The sequence below is a fragment of the Sediminibacterium sp. FW305-C-61 genome (assembly GCF_058231065.1).
The window spans coordinates 1-26188 of sequence record NZ_JBIQXR010000007.1 but is presented as its reverse complement, the minus strand read 5'-3'; the positions used below and the strand labels follow the sequence as shown (position 1 = coordinate 26188).

20 protein-coding genes are annotated in these 26188 nt (G+C 39.9%); 6 read left to right on the top strand and 14 right to left on the bottom strand.

Annotation, left to right across the window (positions count from 1 at the left end; translation table 11 throughout):
• The first annotated feature begins 7 nt into the window (after positions 1-7).
• Together ACH30E_RS16015 and ACH30E_RS16010 are read left to right on the top strand one after the other, a co-directional pair.
• Positions 8-1297, top strand: coding sequence for a glycoside hydrolase (locus ACH30E_RS16015; protein WP_490825633.1), 1290 nt, complete (start codon positions 8-10; stop codon positions 1295-1297).
• Positions 1298-1316: 19 nt separating this feature from the next.
• Positions 1317-2099 carry a polysaccharide deacetylase family protein gene (locus ACH30E_RS16010; RefSeq protein ID WP_490825632.1) on the top strand — a complete coding sequence of 261 codons (783 nt, stop codon included), beginning with the start codon at positions 1317-1319 and terminating at the stop codon, positions 2097-2099.
• Positions 2100-2381: 282 nt separating this feature from the next.
• Here ACH30E_RS16010 and ACH30E_RS16005 read toward each other — a convergent pair whose 3' ends face one another.
• Both ACH30E_RS16005 and ACH30E_RS16000 read right to left on the bottom strand, forming a co-directional pair.
• Positions 2382-6065 (bottom strand): T9SS type A sorting domain-containing protein, encoded by a 3684-nt coding sequence (locus tag ACH30E_RS16005; protein ID WP_490825631.1) that lies wholly within the window; start codon positions 6063-6065, stop codon positions 2382-2384.
• A gap of 277 nt (positions 6066-6342) precedes the next feature.
• On the bottom strand, positions 6343-7479 hold the full coding sequence (locus ACH30E_RS16000) for a glycosyltransferase family 2 protein (RefSeq protein WP_490825630.1): 1137 nt from the start codon (positions 7477-7479) through the stop codon (positions 6343-6345).
• A gap of 243 nt (positions 7480-7722) precedes the next feature.
• On the opposite strand from ACH30E_RS16000, the gene ACH30E_RS15995 reads away from it, so the two are divergent.
• Positions 7723-8697, top strand: coding sequence for a Gfo/Idh/MocA family protein (locus tag ACH30E_RS15995; protein WP_294994813.1), 975 nt, complete (start codon positions 7723-7725; stop codon positions 8695-8697).
• 4 nt (positions 8698-8701) lie between these two features.
• Positions 8702-10081, top strand: coding sequence for a sugar transferase (locus ACH30E_RS15990; RefSeq protein WP_490825629.1), 1380 nt, complete (start codon positions 8702-8704; stop codon positions 10079-10081).
• 307 nt (positions 10082-10388) lie between these two features.
• On the opposite strand, the gene hisB is transcribed toward ACH30E_RS15990, so the two are convergent.
• The 6 genes from hisB to hisG are packed head-to-tail and all read right to left on the bottom strand — an operon-like array spanning position 10389 to position 16528.
• Positions 10389-11519, bottom strand: a complete 1131-nt coding sequence (hisB, locus tag ACH30E_RS15985) for a bifunctional histidinol-phosphatase/imidazoleglycerol-phosphate dehydratase HisB (RefSeq protein ID WP_294994819.1) — start codon at positions 11517-11519, stop codon at positions 10389-10391.
• Between the two features lie 5 nt (positions 11520-11524).
• Positions 11525-11956 carry a c-type cytochrome gene (locus ACH30E_RS15980; protein WP_294994821.1) on the bottom strand — a complete coding sequence of 144 codons (432 nt, stop codon included), beginning with the start codon at positions 11954-11956 and terminating at the stop codon, positions 11525-11527.
• 11 nt (positions 11957-11967) lie between these two features.
• On the bottom strand, positions 11968-13257 hold the full coding sequence (locus ACH30E_RS15975; protein ID WP_490825628.1) for a PQQ-dependent sugar dehydrogenase: 1290 nt from the start codon (positions 13255-13257) through the stop codon (positions 11968-11970).
• A 47-nt stretch (positions 13258-13304) separates the two neighbouring features.
• Entirely contained in the window at positions 13305-14366 is a 1062-nt protein-coding gene (gene hisC / locus ACH30E_RS15970) for a histidinol-phosphate transaminase (protein ID WP_490825627.1), read from the bottom strand.
• Between the two features lie 20 nt (positions 14367-14386).
• Positions 14387-15664: a histidinol dehydrogenase gene (gene hisD / locus ACH30E_RS15965; protein WP_490825626.1), complete on the bottom strand. Its 1278-nt coding sequence runs from the start codon at positions 15662-15664 to the stop codon at positions 14387-14389.
• A gap of 9 nt (positions 15665-15673) precedes the next feature.
• A complete protein-coding gene (gene hisG / locus ACH30E_RS15960) occupies positions 15674-16528 on the bottom strand; it encodes an ATP phosphoribosyltransferase (protein ID WP_490825625.1) in 855 nt (284 codons plus the stop codon).
• 248 nt (positions 16529-16776) lie between these two features.
• On the opposite strand from hisG, the gene ACH30E_RS15955 reads away from it, so the two are divergent.
• Together ACH30E_RS15955 and ACH30E_RS15950 are read left to right on the top strand one after the other, a co-directional pair.
• Positions 16777-17550, top strand: a complete 774-nt coding sequence (locus ACH30E_RS15955; protein ID WP_490825624.1) for a glycoside hydrolase family 16 protein — start codon at positions 16777-16779, stop codon at positions 17548-17550.
• Positions 17551-17819: 269 nt separating this feature from the next.
• Positions 17820-20228, top strand: a complete 2409-nt coding sequence (locus tag ACH30E_RS15950; protein WP_490825623.1) for a S9 family peptidase — start codon at positions 17820-17822, stop codon at positions 20226-20228.
• Between the two features lie 161 nt (positions 20229-20389).
• Here ACH30E_RS15950 and ACH30E_RS15945 read toward each other — a convergent pair whose 3' ends face one another.
• The 6 genes from ACH30E_RS15945 to ACH30E_RS15920 form a co-directional block, all read right to left on the bottom strand.
• Positions 20390-20647 (bottom strand): hypothetical protein, encoded by a 258-nt coding sequence (locus tag ACH30E_RS15945; protein WP_490825622.1) that lies wholly within the window; start codon positions 20645-20647, stop codon positions 20390-20392.
• Between the two features lie 187 nt (positions 20648-20834).
• A complete protein-coding gene (locus tag ACH30E_RS15940) occupies positions 20835-21191 on the bottom strand; it encodes a hypothetical protein (RefSeq protein ID WP_490825621.1) in 357 nt (118 codons plus the stop codon).
• A gap of 7 nt (positions 21192-21198) precedes the next feature.
• Complete coding sequence (locus tag ACH30E_RS15935) at positions 21199-22161, bottom strand: RHS repeat domain-containing protein (RefSeq protein WP_490825620.1); 963 nt, start codon at positions 22159-22161, stop codon at positions 21199-21201.
• Positions 22162-23101: 940 nt separating this feature from the next.
• Positions 23102-24205, bottom strand: coding sequence for an RHS repeat domain-containing protein (locus tag ACH30E_RS15930; protein ID WP_490825619.1), 1104 nt, complete (start codon positions 24203-24205; stop codon positions 23102-23104).
• Between the two features lie 492 nt (positions 24206-24697).
• Positions 24698-25216 carry a hypothetical protein gene (locus ACH30E_RS15925; RefSeq protein ID WP_490825618.1) on the bottom strand — a complete coding sequence of 173 codons (519 nt, stop codon included), beginning with the start codon at positions 25214-25216 and terminating at the stop codon, positions 24698-24700.
• A 10-nt stretch (positions 25217-25226) separates the two neighbouring features.
• The coding region (locus tag ACH30E_RS15920; RefSeq protein WP_490825617.1) for an RHS repeat-associated core domain-containing protein at positions 25227-26188 on the bottom strand (962 nt) is incomplete at its 5' end.

Sequence of the window (26188 nt, the reverse complement as noted above, 5' to 3'; positions counted from 1 at the left end):
TTGAGCAATGAAAAACCTTTTACTAATGCTTTGCATGCTGTACCTGACCACAGCGTGCAAAAAAACAAACGACAATAAACCAGCACCTCAGCCTTCCACCCCTTCTGTTACCATAAGCTTATCTCCTCAAACAACTTATCAAACCATTACAGGATTTGGTGGAGCCAACAGGATGTGGGGCACACAGTCACTTACCCCTGCAGAAGCACAGAAAGCTTTTGGCACCGGGGTGGACGAAATTGGACTTAGTCTTTTTAGGGTACGCTTATCTTCCAACAAAACTGAATGGCCCATCATTATTGAGGCAGTAAAAGAAGCAAATAAACGTGGTGTAAAAGTTTTAGCAAGCCCATGGTCTCCCCCACCTGCCTTAAAAGATAACAATAGTGATATCAGGGGTAGACTTCTCCCTCAAAACTATTCGGCCTTTAAAGATTATATCAATGAGTTCATTGCTTATATGAAAAACAACGGTGCTACGATTGATGTTGTTTCCATTCAGAATGAACCAGACTGGCAGCCTACTTATGAATCCTGCGACTGGACAGCAGAAGAAATGATTAATTTCTTAAACGCACCCGGACAAATTACCGGTGCAAAAGTAGCTGCACCAGAATCATTGAACTTCAACCAGAATTTTACCAATGCCATTCTATCAAATGATGCAGCGGCTCAAAAAATTGATATTGTAGCCGGGCATATATATGGAAGCGGTATCGCAAAGTTTCCACTGGCAGAACAGAAACAAAAAGAGATCTGGATGACAGAATACCTGATGAACCTTAATACAGGTAATGCCGGCGCTCCAAAATGGACCACCTATTCAGAAGCGACTAAATGGGGCGAAACAATCAAGATGCTTGTATCGGTACATGATGCGATGATGAGTAACTGGAACGCTTATATCTGGTGGTACCTGCAAAGATTTTATTCTTTTATTGGCGATGGAGAAGAAGGAACTACTAATGGTGCCGTATTAAAAAGAGGCTTTGCCTTTGCGCATTTTGCCCGATTTGTACGCCCAGGCTTTATACGTATCGGCACCGATGCAACTTTGAATTATTACCTGAAAATATCTGCTTATAAAAAAGATAACCAGGTAGTAATCGTTGTTATAAATCCGGAAGCGTTCCCGATTGGTAATGTTCAGGTTAATGGCATTACCCAAACAAATGCAGTAACATATACCAGTTCAGATGCATCTGTTATGTCGCAGAAAACAGGTGCTATTTCAGATAAAAAACTCACATTTGATGCACCAGCCAATAGCGTTACTACGATTGTACTGAATAATTAAACCATTATATCTACTTACCATGAAACAATTGACCTTCTTTTTATTGCTATGCACAAGCATATCTCTATCGGCACAAAACTGGCAAGGGAAAAAATGTGCAGTGGTAATTACTTATGATGATGCGATCGACCAGCACCTCGACAATGCCGTTCCAGTTTTAGATTCTCTTGGTTTAAAAGCCAGCTTTTACGTGACGGCATTTTCAAATTCAATGCAGAAAAGAATGAATGAATGGAAAGCATTGGACAAAAAAGGACATGAACTTGGTAACCACACATTAAATCATCCATGTGTTGGTGGAACTGGCAGAGAATGGGTAAAACCGGAATACGATCTGCGCAATTATACTGTTCAAAGGATGATCGACGAAGCACGCATGACGAATCTCTTCCTCCAATCTTTGGATGGTAAAACAAAAAGAACTTTCGCCTACACTTGTGGCGACATGAAAATCGGCAACGTTTCATTTATCGATTCCATGAAGAAAGATTTCGTGGCTGCCAGAGCTGTAAGAAATGAAATGCATAAAATTGGTGAAATCGATTTGTACAATGTTGATTGTTATATGGTCAATAACCACTCAGCCGCAGATATGATTGAATGGGTTAAAAAAGCTGTATCAACCAATAGCCTACTTGTTATTTTGTTTCATGGTGTTGGCGGTGGAAATGGATTGGATGTTTCACTCAGTGCTCATCGCCAGTTTCTGCAATACCTTAAACAAAACGAAAAAGATATCTGGATTGCTCCATTGGTTACAGTAGCGGATTATATAAATGACTGGAAAACTAAGAAACAATAATTGTAGGTGAAGAAGTCAGCTACAAGCTGCAAGCTTCACGCTACAAGTCTAGCGTAGGATAGAACGCAGATTTTCATGATTTTCATGATCTATCATGATGGATCTGGAAAATCATGAAAATCTGTGTTCTATTAATAGCAAAAGTTACAAACCAAGAAAAAAAACTTGCAGCTTGTGGCTTGTGGCCTGCAGCTATTGACCAACTCTCTTATTGGGCTATAAAGCAAGAGTCCCGTCAGCAGACGGGACTCTTTTGTTAAGCAATTGGTATGGCGAGGGGGATTAACGCAGTTTCATTAACTGAACTGTTTTGCGGCTTGAGCCTTGTTGCAGTTCAGCAAAGTAGATACCCGGTTTGAAATCATGCCCGATCTGAACTGTGCTGTTCGCATTGTTGTTGGCACGAACTTCAACCATACGTCCAGATGCATCTGTTACTTTAATCTGAACAGGCGCCTGGTTACTGCTTTGCAGCTTCAGTGTGAAATAGCTGGTAGATGGGTTACCCATTACCTGAACAGTAAAGCGTTCATTGTTCTCCTTACTTTCTTCTGTGGCAAACTGAGAGGAAGTCCAACCAGTAGAAACCACCGTAGGTCCATTATTACAATTATAACTATTCCATACAACGTTAGGAATATTGCTCTCCAGGTCTTCGGTAATAAAGAACCCTGTCATAAATACATTGGAAGTATTGTTATTGTGCCTGGTTTTTTCTGCGGATAAACGCATCATTCCTTTAGGCAGGTAAACATTACCGGTGAACTGGATATTTGATCCACAAATTGAAAAACGCTCATCGTCTTTATTACCATCACCCATATAGAAAGTTACCTTACGCTGATCGGGGTTGATCCGAACATTTGATTGAAGGTTTACACGATTACTGATCCTTACTTCCCCATCATTTGCAAAACGAACCATTGTATTGGCAACCGTTGAACCGGCATCAACAATCAGGTCTCCGATATAAACAATAGGTGCTGTAAACAATACCCTTGCACCAGCTCCGATAGTGATCGATTTAAAATTATCCCCAGAAAGCACAACATTTGCACCTTCACGAATTACAAGATCAGCATAATCACTGGTAAGCGTAGCTTGAGTATTTCTGTTTACGGTATAATTACGAAGTCCTCTTGTAGACATGGTATTGGTCTTCATCGCAGGCAATGTAACAAAAGCCCTTCCCTGGATAACCAATGGAAGATTGATGCCGAATCCGTATTTGTACACCCGAGGTGCTTTTACAAATGCGCCATCACCTGTTACGGAACTACCCTGTTCAAAAATAGCCATGCCATTTGCATTCATCACACCTACACTACCGGTAAGCACTTTATTGCCTGCTCCGAGTTTAACGTCGTCTGCTACAAGAATGGTGTAGTTTCCTGCAATAGATTGTTTGTTATAAGTATAGGTAGCAGGGTTTGCGCTGCAACCATTTGAGCTGGTTACCGTTAATTCATACACACCGTCTGCATCAGCTAATCCGAGGCTGAGGGCTTGCTGCGTTGAAACAGTAGTATTGCCTTTCTTCCAAATATAGCTGGCACCAGCATTCCCGTTGGCTGTTAATACCAATTGATTACAGAATGCATCAGGACTACTTACTGTATAAGTTGCAGCTGTTGCGGCACCAACCGTTACATTGAAAGAAGTTGTTTTAGTGTTACCATTCACATCCATTACAGTATAAGTAACAACAGAGTTTCCTACATTAAAAATACCGCTGGCATTAAGTCCGGTGCCGGTGCGGTTAGTAGCACCTGTTATAGTATAACTTACAGAATAGATACCGCAATTATCAGATACTTCCAGTTGAGGCAGTTGATAATTACCAGTTGCATTGTAACATAATGAAGCGGGTGAGACGGCACTAATAACAGGAGCTTCATTATCAATAACCGTTACATATTGAGCAGCCGTATCGATATTACCATTGATATCGGCAATGGTCCAGGTAACTTTGGTAGTTCCTATCGGGAAGAAATTACCTTGAAAATCTTTAGATACTGAAGCTGTGTTACCGCAGGCGCTATATGATTCAGGTGCTTGAAGTACTACAGTACCACCACAGGCATTGGCATCATTTACTACACTGTAATCAAACAATGGTTTAAGGAAGGTAGCGAGTCCGGTAAAGCCATTTGCAATAGGCAGATCGCTGCCCAATGCTGCATTAACCTGTAATGCTTGTGCAGAATCTTTGAAAATAAAATAAGTACCTGAATTTCCCGGGATATTACCTGCTATAAAACCACTTCCACCTCCTGGAAATGCATTTGACTCTAATACTCCATAAATGCTATTTGGTACAGCACCGGTTAAAGGGTCCTGATCAAAGAAGAAAATATGGGTAGCTGCAGTACCAAGGTTTCTGTTATAAAAAGTATTACAACTGATAGAAGTTGCATTCCCTCTGGTGCGCAGATTAGATCCTGTTGGTGTGGTACCATCAAAGATATTTCCCGAAATAAAAGCACCGATTACATCGATGGTAACTTGTGTATTACCCTGGTAACAACCAGAAGCACTATTATAACCACCCGTTGTTCCAATTACTTTGTTATTGGTGAATGTAACATTCTTTGAATTACTTACGGTATTACCACCTCCTAATACTACCAGTTGTCTTGGCACATTGTTTCCCGCTGCAAATTGTGTGCTTGAGCCACAGCCTCCTGGCTCTGCGCCGGCAAATGTTTTACCTGAAAAGGTATTGCCGTTAATGACGATATTGTTGATGGCCGTATTAAAGTTAGAACCGATACCATGTTCACCATTGGCAACTATTTCATTGCCTTCGATGGTTATGTTGGTATGACTTCCCAATAAATACAGTGCAGCAGTTTCAATCTGTCCGTTACTATCGAAACCAGTGATGGTAAAACCTTTACCAGGCTTACCAATGGTAACATTATTTGTACCAGAACTAATGGCAACGGTGTTCTGACCAATTACTGCAGATTGAATAAAAGTTACACTTGCCCCACCGGTAGAAACAAGAGTAACACCTTGTTTATTAATAGTATGGTTACCGGTATAAGTTCCGGGAGCTACAACGATAGTACCACCGGCTGCAACCCTTGTTATAGCTTGTGTAATAGTATTATATGGGTCACGAACAGAACCATTTTTTGTGGCACCTCCATAAGCTGCATTTACAGAAACAACAGATAAAATGGGTGAACCATAAGAACTGTGCTGGTTTTCAATAACTGCGTTATTATTGGCTGCACTTATAGCGGCTATATCAGTGTATTTATTCAGTGTTGCATTTAATATGGCTATATCATAATAATTGGCGGTATTCCCGTTACCCCACTGGTTGCCGGTAAAACTTACTGAACAATCAGACAAAACCACCCAACCACGCGTACCATAAACCATATTATTGGCTATAACACCTGTTACATTATTATTGATATAACCAGGTTGGCGAAGGTTGTAAATCGTATTATCATGAATATTCAGTCCGGTTAGTCCACCAGATACTTCCAGTGCACGGGATACATTACCACCTGTCATAGCATATTGCCCGCTAATAGTACATCCTGAGAGTTCAAAATTGCTGGCTTGAACACCCATAATGTTCTGAGTAGGTGTATCATCTGTTTTAGTGATGATCAGGTTGCGGATGCTAACTGCAGGTGCGGTAACCAGAAAAAGATAACTGGTACCACTTGTTTGAATGGTAACAGAACCTGATGCCTGAATGGTAACAGACTTATTTACCTGAATAGTAGTTGTTTGAACATAGGTTCCGGCACCTATATGAATAATATCACCGGAAGATGCAGCGCTGATGGCGGCACTGATACTGGCTTTGGCAGTTGCGGAACTTAATCCGTCGTTGGCATTATCACCTGTTGTGGCAACATAATAGTTTGTTTGTGCCATGGCCGTAAAAGACCAAAATAGCAGGGGTAACAGCATGAATTTACTGCGTAAATTTTTTCTCATAAGTTTTCGTTTCGGGGTTAGTAGGGTTACAAAACGTTAACAATCAACCGCATATTAATTGTTAATTCAATGTGGAAAAAACGGTATTTTATGGAAAAAAGACGGTGTTTTAACGGTATAATAAACAGAAAATGAAAACATTAGGAAGATAAAGCAACAAACAAAGAACTATTTTTATACTATCTAAAATATTGATTAATAAATATTTATGAATGTTTGTGATCGTTATAATATTCGTATCTTTATATACTAAGGCTCTTACTGGATACATGTCCCTTTAACGCCTCACCTTCTCCCACAAAACAAATGAATCCCCTTTCAGGTATCGAAGTCCACCAACAATCATAGCGATATTGGCCATCATAAAATAAAAGGCAAAGAAAACTGTACCGGGCAATCTCCTATGTTTAAGCAGCAGTAACCCCAATAAGGCCCAGGTAAAAAAGATTGTTTGTACATAAACCAATCCAAGCAAAATACCTGTTGGTTCAGCTATCCCTAAAATAATACCCACTATAAATAATGCCAGTATACAATAGGGTACAATTAACCATCTGACAATTTTCCTGCTAAACAATTGGAAAGCTGCTAAAGGATATTGCAGCATAAAGCGAATCATATTAAACCGCAGCATAAACTGCATATTTCCAGCGGCAATACGGCATTTTCTTTTCCATTCACCTGCAATATCTGCTGATGCTTTTTCAACGCCATAGGCAAGGGGTTCATATATCACCCTTTTACCCTGCTCAAGTACCTGCATGGTGATTAATAAATCATCACAAACAGTATCCTCGGAAATAGGGGTAAAGCAATCTCTTTGTATGGCAAATAATTCTCCTGCTGCGCCTGGTACTGCATATATCAATGAATCCCATTGTCTGAGTTGTGATTCATATTTCCAATAATAATTTTCTGCAACTGCACCTTTACTATTATCCTCCAGTCTTTTTTCACCAGCTACTGCGCCAATTCCCGGATCTTGAAAATGTTTTACGAGTTCTTTGATAGCAGTCTTGTTAAGCATTGTATTAGCATCAGTACATATAACCACACCCTTTTTAATTTGTGAGAATGCACGGTTCAATGCAGCAGCTTTACCTTTTCGTTCTGCTAAATGCATCGACTGAATTCTTTGATCAGAAAAAATCATTTGCTCCGTACCATCGGTAGAGCCATCTGTAACGACCAAAACTTTGAGCAGCTCTGGCGGATAATCCAATGCAAGGGTATTTTCTATCTTTTGCGCTATATACTCAATCTCGTTATAAGCAGCAATTACAATGGTTATTTCAGGGTAATAAAAGGGAAGCGTTTTTATCTTCCTAAAACGACTTACCATAAAGGAAATGAGGGGGTATACCACATAAGGATATGCAATCAAAAAGAGTAAAACAAGGTATACCACTTGCATAGGTACAATATTAAGCAAGAATTCAGGGATTAGGGGTTAGGTGTTAGGTTTTAGGTGTTAGTGTTAGTTAGTGCCTAAAAGCTAATGGCTAATGGCTAACAGCTAATACCTAACCCCTAACACCTAACACCTCACTCCTAACCCCTCACCCTACTCCCCAAACAGAATATCCACATCCTTCAATTTACGGGCATTCGGGTACGGCTAATGGCTATCTTTACCCCCATAAACAGAAGAATTGCTATGCTCAAAGTAGGCGTATTTGGCGTTGGTCACCTGGGTAAATTTCACCTGAATAACTGGAAAGAGATTAAAGACGTTAAACTGATCGGATTTTTCGACCCGAATAACGATAATGCAAAGATTGCCGTTGAAGAATATGGACTAAAAAGATTTTCAGATGAAGAAAAACTGATTGAAGCCTGTGATATTATTGATGTAATTACCCCAACCGACCATCATTTCGATATTTGTATGATGGCCATCCGCAAGGGGAAACATGTTTTCGTGGAAAAGCCGCTTGCCCATACCATTCAGGAAGGCAGGGACCTGGTTAATATGGTTCGTGAGGCTAATGTAAAAATGCAGGTTGGACATGTAGAACGTTTTAACCCCGCCTATCTTGCCATTCAGGAAATGAACCTGAATCCCATGTTCATTGAAGTGCACAGACTCGCGCAGTTTAATCCAAGAGGAACGGAAGTGAGCGTTATCCTGGACCTTATGATTCATGATATCGATATCATTTTAAGTCTGGTTAAAAGCGATGTAAAACATATTTCTGCGAGTGGGGTTGCTGTTATGACAGAAACGCCGGATATCGCCAACGTGCGTATTGAATTCAACAATGGATGCGTGGCAAACCTTACCAGCAGCCGTATCAGTATGAAGAAAATGCGCAAAATGCGACTATTCCAGAAAGATGCCTATATCGGAATAGATTTTCTTGAGAAAAAAACCGAGATCATCAAACTCAAACAACCCGACGACCAAAACGTATTTTCATTTGATATAGATACCCAAAACGGGAAAAAAACAATCGCCATTGCTAACCCCATTGTGCCTCAGGCCAATGCCATTAAACTGGAGCTGGAATCTTTTGTTGATGCCATTTTAAACAATAAGCCTACCGTGGTAAGCGAAATAGATGGCTTCCTGGCAATGGAAGTAGCGCACCAGATATTAGATAAAATCAACAATACCAGTATACTGGTGTAAATACATGCAGGGCAAAAAGAAACAGATCAGTTGGTATATTCTCTCCGACTTCCTTTTTGCCATTGCCGGAACCATTGGTAGTTTTTATTACCTGCTACCAAAATTTGGCTTTACACAAAATCAAATAGATCTGCCGGCCTGTATCGGTATTGCCTTTGGTTGGCTGGTGGTCTTTGGATTATCCGGCACCTACCAGAAATCTTTGTATGAAAAATCAAGGCTGAATGAAATCACCGAAACCTTTATGCAATCAGCGATTGGCAGTATACTGATCTGCGGCTTGTTTTTCTGGAGAGATCCTGACCTGTTTTCCATCTTCTTTATTTTCTTTACCATACATTTTCTGTTATTCGCAATCGACAGAAGCATTGTGTTATTACTCATTAAACGATCCATTTTAAATGGACATATTCGTTTCAACACCCTGATCATCGGTAATAACAAAGAAGCAGTAAAAGTGTATCATGAAGTGGTGAAAAATTTTCGTTACCTGGGTATGCAGGTAATCGGTTTTGTTACGCATGATCAAAAAACAGGTAATGGACTCACCAAATGGATCCCAAGACTTGGCGATACAGCGTCACTCACACAAATCATCCATCAATACCAGGTAGAAAAAGTAATTCTTGCACTGGAGAAAAAAGACCATGCACTCATAGATGAATTGGTATATACCCTCACGGAGAAAGAAGTAGACATAAAGCTGGTTGCAGATACACTTGATATTGTCTCTGGATCTGTAAAAACAAACAATATTTTCACAGCATCATTAATAGACCTGCGAACCAATCCGCTCAGTGCATGGCAACAAAATATCAAACGCATTACTGACATACTTATTGCGGTTTCTGGTCTGGTTTTACTGTCCCCTTTACTGTTATTCATTGCTATTCGCACCAGATTTTCTTCAAATGGCCCTGTCATTTATGCACAGGAGAGAATTGGTTATAATGGCCGTCCATTTACCATTTACAAATTCAGGAGTATGATTGCCGATGCAGAAAAAGAAGGTCCAGCTTTATCCAGTGATCATGATAAACGTATTACACCCTGGGGTAAAGTCATGCGTAAATGGCGATTAGATGAATTGCCACAACTTTGGAACATACTCACTGGCGATATGAGCCTGATTGGACCCAGACCTGAAAGAAAAGTATATATCGATCAGATACTAAACAAAACTCCATATTATAGATATCTCCTGAAAATGAAGCCTGGATTAACTTCCTGGGGCATGGTTCAGTTTGGGTATGCCAGTAATATTGATGAAATGATTCAAAGAATGAAATATGATCTCATTTACATCGAGAATGCATCACTACTCCTCGACTTCAAAATAATGATACATACTTTGCGTATTATTCTCTCTGGAAAAGGAAAATAATTTCACTCTGCGAAACCTTCGTTTACTCTTGTTCTCAGCGGTGATTATATGATTTTATTCACCGCTGAGAACAAGAGGTAGCAGAGATTTCGCAGCGTTATTTGTTTAATTCTCCGCATCGTCTCACGCTCTTACCGAAGGTAATAGCATGTGGACGTCGCGGCGCACTGTTCTGAAGCCGGTCACACCGTCCCCAATCACCCACCTCCGGTGTAAGAGGGAGACAGTCCTGTGAATCAAAACCTAGCACCTAGTATCTAATCCCTAACACCTATCACCTATCACCTAACACCTCGCCCCCAACACCTTACAACATTCCTTTCGTAGAAGGCAAATGATTCGAGAAAGGATCACGGCGAACGGCCATACGGATCGCTTTGGCAAAGGCTTTGAAGATAGCTTCAATTTTATGGTGTTCGTTTTCTCCTTTGCATTCAATATTCAGGTTACATTTCGCTGCATCGCTGAATGACTTGAAGAAATGAAAAAACATTTCAGTTGGCATTTCTCCAATCTTCTCTCTTTTAAATTCAGCATTCCATACCATCCAGTTCCTGCCACCAAAATCAATGAGCACTTTTGCATCTGCTTCGTCCATTGGTAATGCAAAGCCATAACGTTCCATTCCTCTTTTATCAATCAAGGCTTTGGCAAAAGCTTCTCCTAATGCAATACCGGTATCTTCAATGGTATGGTGTTCATCAATATGTAGATCGCCTTTTGTTTCAATTGTGAGATCAATCTGGCCATGTCTGGCAATTTGATCAAGCATGTGGTCAAAGAAACCTATGCCAGTATGGATATGCGCTTTACCTGATCCATCCAGGTTTAGCGATACACTTATTTTCGTTTCATTGGTATTCCTTTCATGCGTAACGGTACGTAAGCCAAGTTTAAGGAAGCTGTAAATCTCTTTCCAATCACTTGTTTCCAATGCAATTACGGAACGGAGTTCAGTTTCCTGTTCAGCCGTAAGTTCATGCAAAGGCGATTTCAGGTAGATTGCTTTACAACCCAAGTTCTTAGCTAGTTGTATATCACTCCATCTGTCGCCAATAACAAAAGAATTAGCAAGGTTAAACTTAGTCTGGTCAAAAAAATGTTGCAGTAAGCCAGTACCAGGTTTACGGGTTGGTTGGTTATCTGCAGCAAATGTTCGGTCGATGATCATCTCATCAAATACAAAACCCTCTCCTTCCAGTGTTCTGATCATCAGATCGTGGTAGGGATGAAAATCTGTTTCGGGATAACTATCAGTACCTAACCCGTCCTGATTAGTAACCATTACTTTATAATAATCGAAGGAAGCCGCTATTTGTGCCAAAGCCGTGATGCTTCCTTTCACAAAACTTGTTTTTTCAATCCGGTCAATTTGAAAGTCACTGGGTGGCTCCTGCAATACAACCCCATCACGATCTATGAATAATACTGGTCTCATGTCAATTACTTGATTTTTGTACGGGCTGATTTTACTTCTGCATTTGTTACCTGTGAAGCTTTATTGCCCCAGCTATTTCTGATATAAGTGAGTACATCTGCTATTTGCGCATCGGTTAAATCGGGGTTGGCAGACATATTATTATCGTAGTATTCACCATCAATTTCAACACGATCTGTCATTCCTTTTATTACCACACGAACAAGGTACAATTTATCATTCCCCTTCACTTTCGTTGAGCCGTCCAAAGGTGGATTCATTCTTGGAACACCACCACCATCTGTCTGGTGACATGCCATACAACGTTGCAAATAAATCGTTTTACCACGTTCGATTGATGCTTTAAGTGCAGGTTGCTGGATACTGCTATGTTTAGATGCTGGCATAAAAGCACTGGCTCCAAACATTAGTACCAATAGTCCGAATACAAATTTCATGGATGGTTGATTTATTTAGCTTGGTAACTGATTTTATAGATGGTGCCCTTTGCATCATCTGAAACATACAATGAACCATCTGGCCCCATAGTTAAACCACATGGTCTGTGTTGTGCATCCCTGGTATTTTTTACTACCGCGGCACCCGCAAATCCATTGGCAAACACTTCCCATTTACCACTTGGTTTACCATTTTTAAAAGGAACAAAAGCTACATAATAACCTTCCTGTGGTAAAGGCGAGCGATTCCATGAACCATGAAAAGCGATAAAAGCTCCGTTTTTGTATTTCTCAGGAAACTGATTACCTGTATAAAACAACAATGCATTCGGTGCCATATGTCCGGGAAATCCAACCAATGGATCAATCGCATTTTCACCTCCTGTTTTCTTTCCATCACCACCATATTCAGGGGAAAGTATTTTTTTCTGCTGCAGATGATCATAGTAAACATAAGGCCAGCCGGCATTATCTCCTTTATTAATGGCATACATGGTTTCTGATGGCAGTTCTGCACTTGCAGTAGAATCGTACATTTCAGGATAAAGTGTATACAGCATATCACGACCATGCATGGTAACATATAATTTGTTTTCCTGCTGGTTCCAATCGAGTCCAACAACATTTCTCAATCCGGTTGCATAGCGAACCCCATTATGGTATCCCTGATCGGTAACATCAACTTTAAACTGCCAGATACCTCCTGCTGAATCCAGTATCGGACAAGGGGTCATTCCTTTTGAGCCCTTTGTTCTGTCTACCTCCTGACAAGAATTAGAAGGCGCGCCAATATTTACGTAGATATTTCCTGCATCATCGAGTGCGAGTGATTTAGACGCGTGCTGACGTTTATCCCACAAACCCTTTACAATACGCTGCGGGTTTTCTGCATCAATTACTTCACCATTGGCATCCAATTTATACCGATATACATCCTGATCAGAAGATGCGTAGAGGTATCCATTTTTTATAGCGATACCGGTACCATAATAATTACCAAAACTTTTTACTGTTTCCATGGTTCCGTCACCATTGGTATCTTTTAAATAAAATATACCCTTACCATCTTTTAATCTCTCCAGTTTCACATACAAGCCACCCTGTGCTGTTGCAACGATATGTCTTGCCCTACCCATATTTTCTGCTACAACAGAAGCTGTAAAACCGGAAGGCATGGTTAGTCCGGCATTATCTGCTGCTACTACACTAATCCTGGTTGCCACATTGGTGGTGTCGTTAGCCGCAAATAATTGTATAGAAATACAAATAATGGTCAACGAAAGTAAAAGCCCTTTTTTCATATTATGTTGAATTTGGAATGAAATTACAAATGAATAGACAGATTTGTTTAGTTTCTTTCTACACTATACCAATCCTGCATGGCATCTACCAATACAGTATTTTCTTTTTCTGAACCAATGGTAATGCGCAAGCAATCTTCACAAAGTGCCACATTACTTCTATCCCTGAGCACGATCCCCTTAGTAAGGAGAAAATCATAAATCTTTCTGGCATCTTTGATTTTTACCAGGATGAAATTGGCATCGGATGGATATACTTTCTCTACCGTAGGCATCGATTCAAATACTTCTGCCAAAGCACCACGCATATCTACCAATATTTTAATCATATCATTCACCTGCCCTACTTCTTCCAGTGCTTTCAAAACCAGTTCCTGTGTGGCCTGATTGATATTATATGGAGGCTTTACCTTATTCATCAATTCAATGATTGACTGTGATGCAAATGCCATACCCAGTCTTAAGCCGGCTAGTCCCCAGGCTTTACTCAAAGTCTGCAATACTACCAGGTTGGGGTATTCAACCAATTCCTGCACAAAAGATTTTTGTTGTGCAAAATTGATATAGGCCTCATCCACCACTACAATGCCATTGAAGTTGTTCAGCACCATTTCGATATCCGTTCTGCTGAGTGAATTACCGGTTGGATTATTGGGCGAACATAGCCAGATGATTTTGGTATTTGTATCTATGAGGTTCTCCAGATGAACAAGATCAAGTTGAAAATCGGGTAACAGCGGAGCTTTCCTTATTTCAACATCATTGATATTGGCACTCACTTCATACATGCCATAAGTCGGCGGACAAATAATAATATTATCCTTACCCGGCTCGCAGAAACAACGGAAAAGTATATCGATACATTCATCACTGCCATTACCTAAAAAAATATGTTCCGGGGCGATGCCTTTTATTTTTGAAAGCTGCTGTTTAACTGCCTGCTGGTGCGGGTCGGGATAACGGTTATACCATTTGGTGAGTGGCGATCCCAGGCTGTTTTCATTGGCGTCGAGAAAAACTTTTGCTTCACCACTAAATTCATCTCTTGCCGACGAATAGGGTTTTAGTGCTTTTATATTGGCTCGTATAAGATTGTCAAGGTTAAACATATATAACTGACTTATAAATTTTAAATCGATTGTCTGATAAGTACGGCATTTTTATGCGCGTCTAATCCTTCTGCGGCGGCCATGGTTACTACTGTATTCGCAATTGCATTCAAACCTTCTTTGCTGAGTTTCTGGTAGGTTATTTTTTTAACAAACGCATCTACACTCACGCCGCTATATGCTTTGGCAAAACCATTGGTGGGAAGGGTATGGTTAGTGCCACTGGCATAATCACCTACGCTTTCCGGAGAATAGTTTCCCAGAAAAACAGATCCGGCATTGATGATTTTATCGGCGATCCATTCATCTTCCTTACAGGAAATGATGAGGTGTTCTGCTGCATAATCGTTCACCAGATCAATGGCTTCATTGATATCACGCAAGAGAATGGACGTACTGTTTGCAAGTGCTTTGATTGCTATATCTTTTCTTGGAAGCAATGCCAGTTGCTTATCCAGTTCTGCATTAACCGCATCAAGTAATGCTGCATCGGTACATACCAGTAACACCTGGCTGTCTGTACCATGTTCTGCCTGACTCAACAAATCAGCCGCCACAAATGCAGGGTTGGCAGTATCATCGGCCAATACACATACTTCACTTGGGCCCGCAGGCATATCGATGGCAATACCATTTTGTTGTACCAATTGTTTGGCACAGGTAACATACTGGTTACCGGGACCAAATATTTTATATACTTGTGGTACACTTTCGGTACCAAAGGCCATGGCTGCAATTGCCTGTACACCACCGATGGTGAAAATGCGGGTGATCCCCACCAGGTTAGCAGCATATACAATCGCCGGATTTAATTTCCCATTTTTATCAGGAGGAGAACAAAGAATAATTTCTTTACAGCCTGCAATCTGTGCAGGTATACCTAACATGAGTATGGTGGAGAAAAGCGGAGCAGTTCCTCCAGGAATATATAAGCCTACTTTTTCAATACCTACTGATTTTCTCCAGCAACGAACTCCCTTCATGGTTTCCACCACTTCCACAGGGGCTTTTTGCTGTTCATGGAAAACACGGATATTATGTGCAGCCTGTTTAATAGCACGTTTCAGGTCATCGGGCACGAGCTGAATAGCAGTTGCAATGGCATCTTCACTCATTTCGAGCGAATCAAGTTGTACACCATCGAACTGACGGGTAAACTGAAGCACTGCTTTATCGCCATCCTGTTTAACTACATCCATAACACCTTTCACCTGCTGCTGCAAAGTTGCAGTGTCTATCACCGGTCTTTGCAGTAATGCCGGCCATTGAGATCGCGATGGAAATTCAATACGTTTCATAAGCTTTTCTTAAACGATCATTTTTTCAATAGGTACAACTAATATTCCTTGTGCGCCGGCCGCTTTCAGTTGTTCAATAATATCCCAGAAATCATTTTCATTGAGAACACTGTGCACACTGCTCCATCCGGGATCGGCAAGGGGTAACACTGTTGGACTTTTCATCCCCGGCAACAGGCCGATAATCTCTTTCAGTTTATCATTGGGTGCATTGAGCAGGATATATTTATTGTTCTTCGCTTTCTTAACCGATTGAATACGGAACAATAGTCTGTCTATCAGTTGCACTTTCGCTGCATCGAGTTCATTATTACGAATCAGCACAGCCTGTGATTGAAGAATGGTTTCTGTTTCCTGTAAGCCATTCATGAAGAGTGTGGAACCGCTGCTTACCAGGTCGCAGATAGCATCTGCCAAACCTATACCAGGCGCAATTTCAACACTACCGCTGATTTCATGTATTTCGGCATTCACTCCTTTTTCTTTCAGAAAAGCATCTACAATAACCGGATAGCTGGTGGCAATTCTTTTTCCTTCCAGGAAAGAAGCATCCGTATATTTCTCTCCCTTGCGAATAGCCATGCTTAACCTGCATTTGCCGAATCCCAGCTTTTCAACTACCGTAACTTTTTTCTTTTTTTCATACACTACATTCTCACCTACAAATCCAATATCGGCAACGCCATCTTCTACATATTGTGGGATATCATCATCACGCAGGAAATATACTTCCAGCGGGAAGTTAGAAGCTTCCGCTTTGAGTTTGTTCACCCCATTACTGATATCGATGCCACATTCCTTCAACAAACGAATGGAATCATCGTGTAAACGACCACTTTTCTGGATTGCCAGTTTTAGTTTCATATTACTGTATTTAAAGTAAAAAGGGCCTACCTGTCGGTAAGCCCTTTAATGTTTATGATCAATACATAACACCAACAGCCTACCCTCTGGGTAAGTAATGATGATGGTGGATATGTACAAATTGTTTCATGAGGATGCAAAAATACATGCTGCCACCATTATCGGCAAATTTTTTTCACCCGGCCATCCATTTGAGGTGCAGAACTAAATAGGATTAACTAACTTCCCCTCTCCCAAACCTGTACTACATGCTAAAAACAAGCCTGTTACTGTTTTTTTTACTAAGCTCCTGTTTATCATTTGGCCAGAAGGGAAAATTGGTCTGGCAGGATGAATTTTCGGTTAATGGATTACCCGATTCTACTAAATGGAACTACGATGTAGGTGGACATGGCTGGGGTAACAATGAATTACAATATTATACATCAAAACAATTACGCAATGCCCGGGTGGAAAACGGCTTCTTGATCATAGAAGCGCATAAAGAAAAAATGGGCGACAATAACTACACATCCGCCCGTTTGGTTACCAAGGGCAAGGGCGATTGGAAATATGGACGAATAGAAGTACGTGCCAAATTACCCAAAGGCCTGGGCACCTGGCCTGCCATCTGGATGCTGGGCACCACTCCAAAAATAACCTGGCCCGATGATGGTGAAATTGATATCATGGAACATGTAGGTTATAATCAGGGCACCATTCATGCATCCGCACATACCAAAAAATATTTTCACAGTATCGGCACCCAAAAAACAGCCACCGTTTCAGTTCCTGATTGCAGTGATAGCTTTCATGTGTACAAACTTGAATGGGATGCCGAAACCATCACCGTATTTGTAGACAACAAACCTTATTTCACTTATAAAAACGAACACACCGGAAATGATGCCTGGCCATTCGATAAACCCTTCCACCTCCTGCTTAATATTGCAGTTGGCGGATCATGGGGTGGACAAAAAGGGGTGGATGAAAGCATCTTTCCGCAGCGGATGTTAGTCGATTATGTGAGGGTGTATCAGTGAGGAGTCCGAAAGTCAGGAAGTCCGGAAGTCCGAAAGATGGTTTACTTGACTAGGTAATTAAAAATAATTTCTCTGTCTCCCGGACTTTCGGACTTCGGACTTTCGGACTGTGAAAACAGAAAGACCGAAAGTCCGGGAGTCGGGAAGTCCGAAAGATGGTTTACATGGCTAAAAAATTAAAAATAATTTCTCTGTCTCCCGGACTTTCCGACCCCGGACTCTCGGACTAAAAAAAATATCCAAATCAACAATTCATAAATCAACCAATCATGAAAAAATGGCTCCTAAGTTGTCTACTGCTTTGCACGACTGCATTGTTTGCGCAGGATGACAATACCTATCGAACACCAGTTAAAGAAGTGATGGAACTATTATTGGCAAAACCAACCCCATCAGTTAGTATTGACGGTAAAGCCGAGTGGATGTTATTGAGTGAACGCAATAGTTATCCTACGGTGGAAGAATTGGGACAGCCTGAATTACGCGTGGCTGGCCTGCGGATAAATCCCAATAACTTTTCACCCAGCAGACAAAATTTCATCAACAATTTCACCTTGCAGAATATCAAAACCGGACAAAGCATTCAGGTGCAGGGATTACCTGCCAATATGCTTGCGGGTAATGTGAGTTGGAACCCTTCTGAAACTAAAATCGCTTTTACCAATACAACCGGCACCAGGGTAGATTTATATGTGATTGATATAGCAGGAAAAAGAACATTCAAAATAAATAAACAGCCTTTGAATACCGTTCTGGGCACCTCTTATACCTGGGTTGATGATAATACCATCATCTATAAATCTGCTACCCAACCAGGAGCAAACGCACCTAAAAAACCCATTACGCCGAAGGGCCCAACCATTCAGCAAAATCTGGGCAAAGCAGCGCCAAGCCCTACTTACCAGGATCTGATTAAATCGCCCTATGATGAACAGTTGTTTGAATTTTATGCAACCGGACAACTTATTCAAAATAAAAATGGGGTGGAAACCGTACTTGGCAAGCCTGCTATAGTATCAACATTTAGTTTATCTCCCGATAAAAAATATATGATGGTAAGAACCATCCGTAAGCCATTCTCTTATCTGGTAACTGCCAATGGTTTCCCTTCAACCATTACCATCAACGACCTAACGGGTAAAGTGGTGAAAGTATTAGCAGAATTACCTTCTTCTGAAGGAACACCATCAGGTTACGATAACACCCAAAATGTACCAAGGGGTTTCGACTGGCGCGATGATAAAGCAGCTACCATTACCTGGGCAAAACCTTTGGATAGTGGTCTTATTAAAAAGCAAGTTGAGTACCATGATGCGGTGTATGCATTAAGTGCTCCATTCACCGGAGAAGCAAAAGAACTGTTCAAAACAAAAACACGTTATGCAGGAACTACCTGGGGCAATGAAACACTTGCATTGGTTCAGGAAGTATTAAGGTCTAAACAAACCATTCGTGTTAGCAGGTTCAACAGCAGCACGGGTTCACTCGAAGTATTAATTGAAAGAAACCAAACCGACGCTTATAACAACCCTGGTTCACCTGTTTTAACACGCAATAAATTTGGCAGACCAACTATTCAAACAACAGACAATGGCACCAAAATATTGATGAACAATACAACAGGTGCATCAGCAAAAGGAGATCTGCCATTCCTCGCTAAATTCGATCTGGCTACTAAAAAGAATGAAATCATCTGGCGTTGTCAGGAAGGTGTGTATGAAACGGTAAACGATGTAATCGACGCAGATAAACTGGTATTATTAACCAGAAGAGAATCGCAAACAGAAGTACCTAATTATTATATCAAGAACTTAGTATTACGTGTGGCCGATAAAGCCATTACTAATTTTACCAATCCATATCCACAACTGGAAGGGGTGAAAAAAGAAAAAGTAAAATACAAAAGAGCAGATGGCGTAGACCTTACCGGTGATCTATACCTGCCCAAAGGTTACAACAAAGAAAAAGATGGTCCGCTGCCGCTGATTATGTGGGCATACCCGAGAGAGTTTAACAGTGCAGCCGATGCCGCACAGATCCGTGGTAGTCAGTACCGTTTTACTACACTTAGCTGGGGTTCGCCAATTTTCTATGTAACCCAGGGTTATGCTGTATTAGACAATGCAGAAATGCCAATTGTAGCTACCGCTGCAGATAAAAAGCCCAACGACGATTTTATTGCACAGCTAAAACTGAATGCTGAAGCGGCTATCAATCATCTATCCGGATTAGGTATTGCCGATAAAAATCGTGTTGGTGTAGGCGGACATAGCTATGGTGCTTTCATGACAGCTCACCTTCTTGCCCATACCAACTTATTTAAAGCAGGTATTGCCAGAAGTGGTGCCTATAACCGTACCCTCACCCCATTTGGTTTTCAGAATGAAGAGCGCACTTACTGGCAGGCTCCTAAGTTGTATTATGATATGAGTCCATTCAGTTATGCCGACAAAATGAAAACCCCTATCCTGTTGGTACATGGTGATAGTGATGATAATACAGGTACTTATCCTATCAACAGCGAACGCCTCTATGCTGCCATTAAAGGCCACGGTGGAACTGTTCGTTTTGTGTTCTTACCTTATGAAGCACATGGCTATCGTGGTAAAGAAAACCTGTTGCATTTATTATGGGAACAGCAGCAGTGGTTGGATAAGTATGTGAAGGGAGCGAAGTAGGGCTGCTAGCCATTGCTGTCAGGGGAAGTTGGCTTCATGCGGCAAGCTGCAAGTTTCAAGCCAATTTCCCCAGACAACAATGGCTACTAGAAGCAGAAATGATTAAGCCACAGATGCACAGATTATGAACGATTAATGTGTGAATTTGTGGCTTAATTATTTTAATCCAGACAACTAAATAAATTTTCAACCTTACTCAAATTGAACTTTTGGAAAGCTTCGGAGCTTTCCAAAAGTGAATTCGCATTAGTGTATTGTGGATGCTTTCTATTCACTACACTTACTTTCATGGTTACTCGCATCCTGTCCAACCCTTCTATTCTTACACCTCCTAACAGTTCAATGAGAAGCCTGTCTGCCGTGGCAGATTCATCTGCTTCATAAATAAAACAATTTGTATTTTCTGTATTCATTTTCATAACATGTGTTTTGAGCATAAAAAAACCACCCCGTTTAATGGAGTGGTTGTTGTGATTTTTTAGATTCAGGTAAAAGAAAATGTGCTTGTTGTAGTGTAAACCAGATAATCAGATACATTACCAAAACCAGATGATTTGATATACATCCTGATTTGGAATAATATCAAAGTTCTTACATGTGTTGCACTTAAGGTTTATAAAACCATTCTTGATATTGCATCCAATCATCTTTTATTAGTTGTGCTTTTTTTGACTCTGATAAAACTTCACCAAAAGCATATTTAGAATAATTTGGATACTCTGATAAAGCAATAACATCTCTATAATCCACACATGCCTTAGCAATATATTTCTCAAGCAAATCAGCACTTCCATTAGCTAGTTTTAAAACAGCAGCATACACTCGATTTCTTCCCCTTTTACTTTCAGACTCTTTATACACATTTAAAATATCTTCCACCTCTGTAAATTCCAAATTGGGGAATTCTCTTTTAACAATCCTGCGTATATCAGAATCTTTAACGGTAGGAATTTTCTGATCCATACTCTAATTATTTTTTTAGCACCATTTTCGTAAAATCATCTGTCCATTTATACCCATGTGCTTCCAAATATTTTATTTCTTGGGCAAGTACCGATGTTTTGTCAAGCAAATTCGGCTTGAATTGCCCAGCAAAAATCACATCATCACCTCTTTTAACGATACCTGCCAAAAACTTTTCATTCTTAGCCCAAGTCCAGGTATCGTCTGTTACATCAAGAAATTTAGCTCCAATCTTTTTAGCAATTTCTCGATAAGTAGCTCTCGGCCCAATAACACTTATCCCTTTCCCAGCCGCACCACCTAAGAAACCAGGCATAGGTACTATAAAGGAAACAGTATAATTAACTTGTTCAATTTTTTTATTATTCTCAATCCACTTATCCTTCATCCGGTGTGCTACTTCCATCTCTTCTGCTTCTTCTTGACTTCTAGGTGCATCTTTACCAAACCTAAATAATGCATTAAACCCTTTCCTTAGCTTTTCCCAAAACCCTTCTGGATCTTGAAAATTTGAACTGGCATTGGCCCCTATGTAGTTATGTTCAATTTCCTTATGTCTTGCTTTAGAGTCTGTTCGTTTTCCAAACTCCCCATCTCCAAACAAAGCCTTATTCTCCTCACCTCCTTCATCAACAGAATGCCCTCCTAACTCTCTTGGTGTTCGAGCAGCCATGCCATCAGGATCTATAAATCTGATTGGGTTATTCAGAGCGTAGTTAAATGGACTCCATCTTCTTCCTAATTCACTCAAAGGATCAATCACATGCCACCTCCCAATCTGTGCATCATACATCCTTGCACCATAATCATACCATTCAAGCCCTGAGCCATCACTAAACTCCTTCTCTTGTTTCTCTTTGCCGTTGTACTCATACTTGTTGTCGAGTTTACCTGCTGCTTTACTACTAATCCCCGCCATTGTTAACCCGAACGGATAATAATGCGTTTCCTCCAGTAATGGCCCCCTCACATGAGTAACCTGTAAATTATCAAAGAACCAGACTACCCAACCTTAACGGTTGGTCCGTCTGGCAAGCACATCAACATTCGGCGTTTCGTTGCTTACGTAAATATACAAATATCCATTTTTAGTTATGGGCAGGTTACTTAGAATATGCTGTTTTAGTTCCTGGTCTGCTCCTATCTTTTGCACTTGTCCAAATATACGAACGCTTTTATTGAGGGAAATCGTGAATGTTACACTGCAGCAATGGCTTTTGTAAGTGCAATGCTCCCCACTTCTAATTTCTCAGCAACTCGCCTTACAAACTTTTCTACCTGTGTATCATTGTACAAATCTAAATTGTGTCTAATAGCTAAATTTGCTAATTCATTAGTGTAGAGTGGGTGTTTTCTGTTTACCACACTTACTTTCATTGTTACCCTCATTCTGTCCAGTCCTTCTATCCTTACACCTCCCAACAGTTCAATGAGTTACTTGTAGTAGATTTTTCCATTTGCCTGCCCCCGCAGAATTGCGTGGGGTGTTTTCTGTATTCATTTTCATAACATGAGTTTTGAGCATAAAAAAACCACCCCGTTTTGTGGAGTGGTTGTTGTAATCATTCTAACAGTTTTTAAATCCAAAAGGAACTCAGTGATATAATAAAAATATAAACGAAGCTAAATAAAAATAACAATGCTACTGTAAACGCTATAAGAAGTAGAATCTTGTAAGTGCCAATATAAGATTTAGACGATTTGAGAAGCGAATGACTAAGTAAAGTTTGAAAAATAATCAATAGCACCCAAAGTATTCGTTTAACACCAAGATTACTACTATCCGATTTACCAATTGAATTAATATTCTTAACGACAATTTCATCATAGGTCTCTAATCGTCCAATAAAGAAACATATAAGCAAAACAAACACCAAAAGTATTAAGGGAATTTTCATAGCATCTAACATTTAATTGTTCTTTGTTTTTTTAGTAGTTTCTTCGATTCTCGTAGCATCACTACCCGTCATTTTTATTACATTTTTTAAAAATGTTTCCCAATGTTGAGTTTGATTTTCTTGTCCACCCAAGAATCGGTATGCTTTATCTGTAAAAAAATTTGAACTTCTCGAATTTGAATTAATACTAAATGACACATTACCATCCTTACCTTGAGTTGCAGTAAATGAAATTTGTCCTGCTTCAACATGACCTTCCCAAGTACCGAAAGTAAATGAATATGACTCGTTAGGTTTAATATTGATTCCTGTCACAGACACGCCTGTATGAACATCTCCCCAATGATAGACCCCGCCTTTTTCATCGACATAATCTTTTTGAGCATTTAGAAGTTGGTCACCTGAGGATGGGAACTTGGATTTAATTGCATCTACTGAGGTAGTATGGTAATTAGGTCCTCCAGTAATTGCAAATTCATCTCCAATGGCTAATTTACCATCTTGTCCTTTTACCTTTTCAAAATAAGATACGCCGGCAGTATATTTGGCAAAGTTGTTTCCAATACTGTTATAAAGTTGTTCAGCTGTCATTTTAGAATTGTTTAGTTTCACGCTGTAACTGCGATTTATATAATCACCATAGCCATCTTTGGCTGTTTGAAGTTTTCTAGGTGAAACAGCTTCTAATCCTTCTAACTCAATATGGTTAGTTACCTTATTCTCACTAAAAGCATATGTACTGTTGTAAACGTATTTATCGCTAAGTGGATCAACCTGTATGAACCTTCCAATCTGTGGATCATGGTTCCTCCACTTAAACCCATACCAATTCACTCCTAAATCATCATCTAAAGGCTGTCCTTGGAACTTATTATTCTTATTCTCCAACTTCCCAGCCGCCTTACTACTAATCCCCGCCATCGTCAACCCAAATGGATAATAATGCGTTTCCTCAAGCAAAGAACCCCTCACATGCGTCACCTGTAAATTATCAAAGAACACATCAACATTTGGCGTTTCGTTGCTTACGTAAATATACAAATATCCATTTTTAGTTACGGGCAAATTGGTTAAGATATGTTGTTTTAGTTCCTGGTCGGCTCCTACCTTTTGCACGGGAATAAATTCCCGTGCAGGGTTTTTAAAAATGCTTCTCTATTTTTTGATCAACAACCCATTCATAATCGCCAACACTTAGAAAAAATACTGGAACAAGCAGTTCTCAACTACAATAACAGACCCGTTCATATTCTTCAGGGACCTTCACCACTGGAAGTGTTGAATAATACTACTCCTGACTTAACCCATACTAAAGAAAACATACATTTAGCCCTAAGAAACAGAATCAATATCAATAAAACGGGTATGTGCTGTCTATAAATACAGCACATCTCCCACCAGCAACTGGTTTTTCATAATACACAATTGCATTTTTCATTAACTACCTCTTCTTACTATCAATCTTTTGCACCTGTCCAAATATTCGAACGCTTTTATTGAGGAAAAACGTGGGTGTTGCAGTTCTGTATTCATTTTCATAACATGAGTTTTGAGCATAAAAAAACCACCCCATTTTGGAGTGGTTTTTTAACTTTGTAAAGTATAGGATTATCTAAAGTCCTCTCGTATAAGAGTGACTTCAGATGTTCTAAGACCTACAATTCCTTTTATAGAATCAAAATAATAATCAGGTTGATGATTCGATATAAATCCCAATAATTTTAACTTGAAGACAGCTACTTTTTTACCACCAAAACTCTCTTCTTGTTTCCATTCAATCTGAAAATTTTTACCGTTAAATTTTATTATTGGAGATGATTTCGGGTTTATAACTGGATAAAATAGTTGCCATTTTCCTCTACCATTTTTAATATGCCACTTCCGACCTGACTGTTTAAAGAAAATTACAGATTTATCTTTATCACCTTGTGTAAATAACCCTCTCTCAGAAAATTCATTTTGGGAGACATAAACTCTTTCAGACGAAAATTCAAACTGCATACCATAGTAAGCACCTGTGAAAGTATCGATAGACGGGCGATCTACTATAAATTTAAATAATGACTTTTGCTGACAACACACAGTTGTAAACAACATGCAGAAAGCAATCAATAACCTTAGTTTCATATTCTCTATTTTACTTATTTTTTTCTTCTCGTGTAACACTATAAGTAAGCGCAAAAACTCTTTTACTCCAAGCAGCTTTTTCTTCCTCAACAGTAGTCCCATTTTGTTTTGCAAGTCCAGCGATATAGTCGCCAAATTGTTTGGAATCTTTGGTCCCAGTCCAAGACAAGTCCAAAAGTTGGGCATCTGAATAACCTAAATTATTGGCAATATTATATTCCTTCAACCCTGCTACCATCTTGTCATGATACTCATTAAAACGATTATGATCCCCAGATTCACTTTTCCCTTCTGCACCAAGCTTTGCATGAACTGCCTCGTGAAGCAACGTGTTAACTGTAGCAATTTCAGTGAAAGTATAAGTTTGTACCGCTATTCTAGTTTCACTTTCAGCACTCTTTGTAAAAGACAATGAAGATTTACGAAATGCTGTTTGCATTTCTACAGAAACCATAGTTTTTGTTCCATCAGGATTACTTCTTGTTTTCCCACCGCCGTTCGTATTGGCGTAAGCACCTTGGACCACCATCGCATCGTTCCCATAATTAAGAGTATAATTGTGAGCCTTTGAATTGCTAAACTTAGAAACCAATCCACTATATGTCTTGTTATTCTGAGATAAATTTGTATACACTTTTCCATAAGCTGAAGCTAAAAATGCTTTGGAAGGCTTAACATCTCGTCCGTCTTCATCCGTAAAGAAAATTGGATTGTTTGCGTTATACACATACGGTGATAGTAAGTAATATTTTTCAGCATGAGGGTCAATATGATTCCACCTCCCAATCTGCGCATCATACATCCTAGCACCATAATCATACCACTCTAACCCACTACCATCGCTAAACTCCTTCTCCTGTTTCTCTTTACCGTTGTACGCGTATTTGTTATCGAGCTTCCCAGCCGCCTTACTACTAATCCCCGCCATCGTCAACCCAAACGGATAATAATGCGTTTCCTCAAGTAAAGAAC

What these genes read in the sequence shown, in the direction of transcription:
- ACH30E_RS15955 (WP_490825624.1), top strand. Translation starts at nt 16,777, where the DNA reads ATGCTAAAAACAAGCCTGTTACTGTTTTTTTTACTAAGCTCCTGTTTA.
- ACH30E_RS15995 (WP_294994813.1), top strand. Translation starts at nt 7,723, where the DNA reads ATGCTCAAAGTAGGCGTATTTGGCGTTGGTCACCTGGGTAAATTTCAC.
- ACH30E_RS16015 (WP_490825633.1), top strand. Translation starts at nt 8, where the DNA reads ATGAAAAACCTTTTACTAATGCTTTGCATGCTGTACCTGACCACAGCG.
- ACH30E_RS15940 (WP_490825621.1), bottom strand. Translation starts at nt 21,191, where the DNA reads ATGGATCAGAAAATTCCTACCGTTAAAGATTCTGATATACGCAGGATT.
- ACH30E_RS16010 (WP_490825632.1), top strand. Translation starts at nt 1,317, where the DNA reads ATGAAACAATTGACCTTCTTTTTATTGCTATGCACAAGCATATCTCTA.
- ACH30E_RS16005 (WP_490825631.1), bottom strand. Translation starts at nt 6,065, where the DNA reads ATGAGAAAAAATTTACGCAGTAAATTCATGCTGTTACCCCTGCTATTT.
- hisG (WP_490825625.1), bottom strand. Translation starts at nt 16,528, where the DNA reads ATGAAACTAAAACTGGCAATCCAGAAAAGTGGTCGTTTACACGATGAT.
- ACH30E_RS15980 (WP_294994821.1), bottom strand. Translation starts at nt 11,956, where the DNA reads ATGAAATTTGTATTCGGACTATTGGTACTAATGTTTGGAGCCAGTGCT.
- ACH30E_RS15990 (WP_490825629.1), top strand. Translation starts at nt 8,702, where the DNA reads ATGCAGGGCAAAAAGAAACAGATCAGTTGGTATATTCTCTCCGACTTC.
- hisC (WP_490825627.1), bottom strand. Translation starts at nt 14,366, where the DNA reads ATGTTTAACCTTGACAATCTTATACGAGCCAATATAAAAGCACTAAAA.
- hisD (WP_490825626.1), bottom strand. Translation starts at nt 15,664, where the DNA reads ATGAAACGTATTGAATTTCCATCGCGATCTCAATGGCCGGCATTACTG.
- hisB (WP_294994819.1), bottom strand. Translation starts at nt 11,519, where the DNA reads ATGAGACCAGTATTATTCATAGATCGTGATGGGGTTGTATTGCAGGAG.
- ACH30E_RS15950 (WP_490825623.1), top strand. Translation starts at nt 17,820, where the DNA reads ATGAAAAAATGGCTCCTAAGTTGTCTACTGCTTTGCACGACTGCATTG.
- ACH30E_RS15945 (WP_490825622.1), bottom strand. Translation starts at nt 20,647, where the DNA reads ATGAAAATGAATACAGAAAATACAAATTGTTTTATTTATGAAGCAGAT.
- ACH30E_RS15975 (WP_490825628.1), bottom strand. Translation starts at nt 13,257, where the DNA reads ATGAAAAAAGGGCTTTTACTTTCGTTGACCATTATTTGTATTTCTATA.
- ACH30E_RS16000 (WP_490825630.1), bottom strand. Translation starts at nt 7,479, where the DNA reads ATGCAAGTGGTATACCTTGTTTTACTCTTTTTGATTGCATATCCTTAT.
- ACH30E_RS15925 (WP_490825618.1), bottom strand. Translation starts at nt 25,216, where the DNA reads ATGAAACTAAGGTTATTGATTGCTTTCTGCATGTTGTTTACAACTGTG.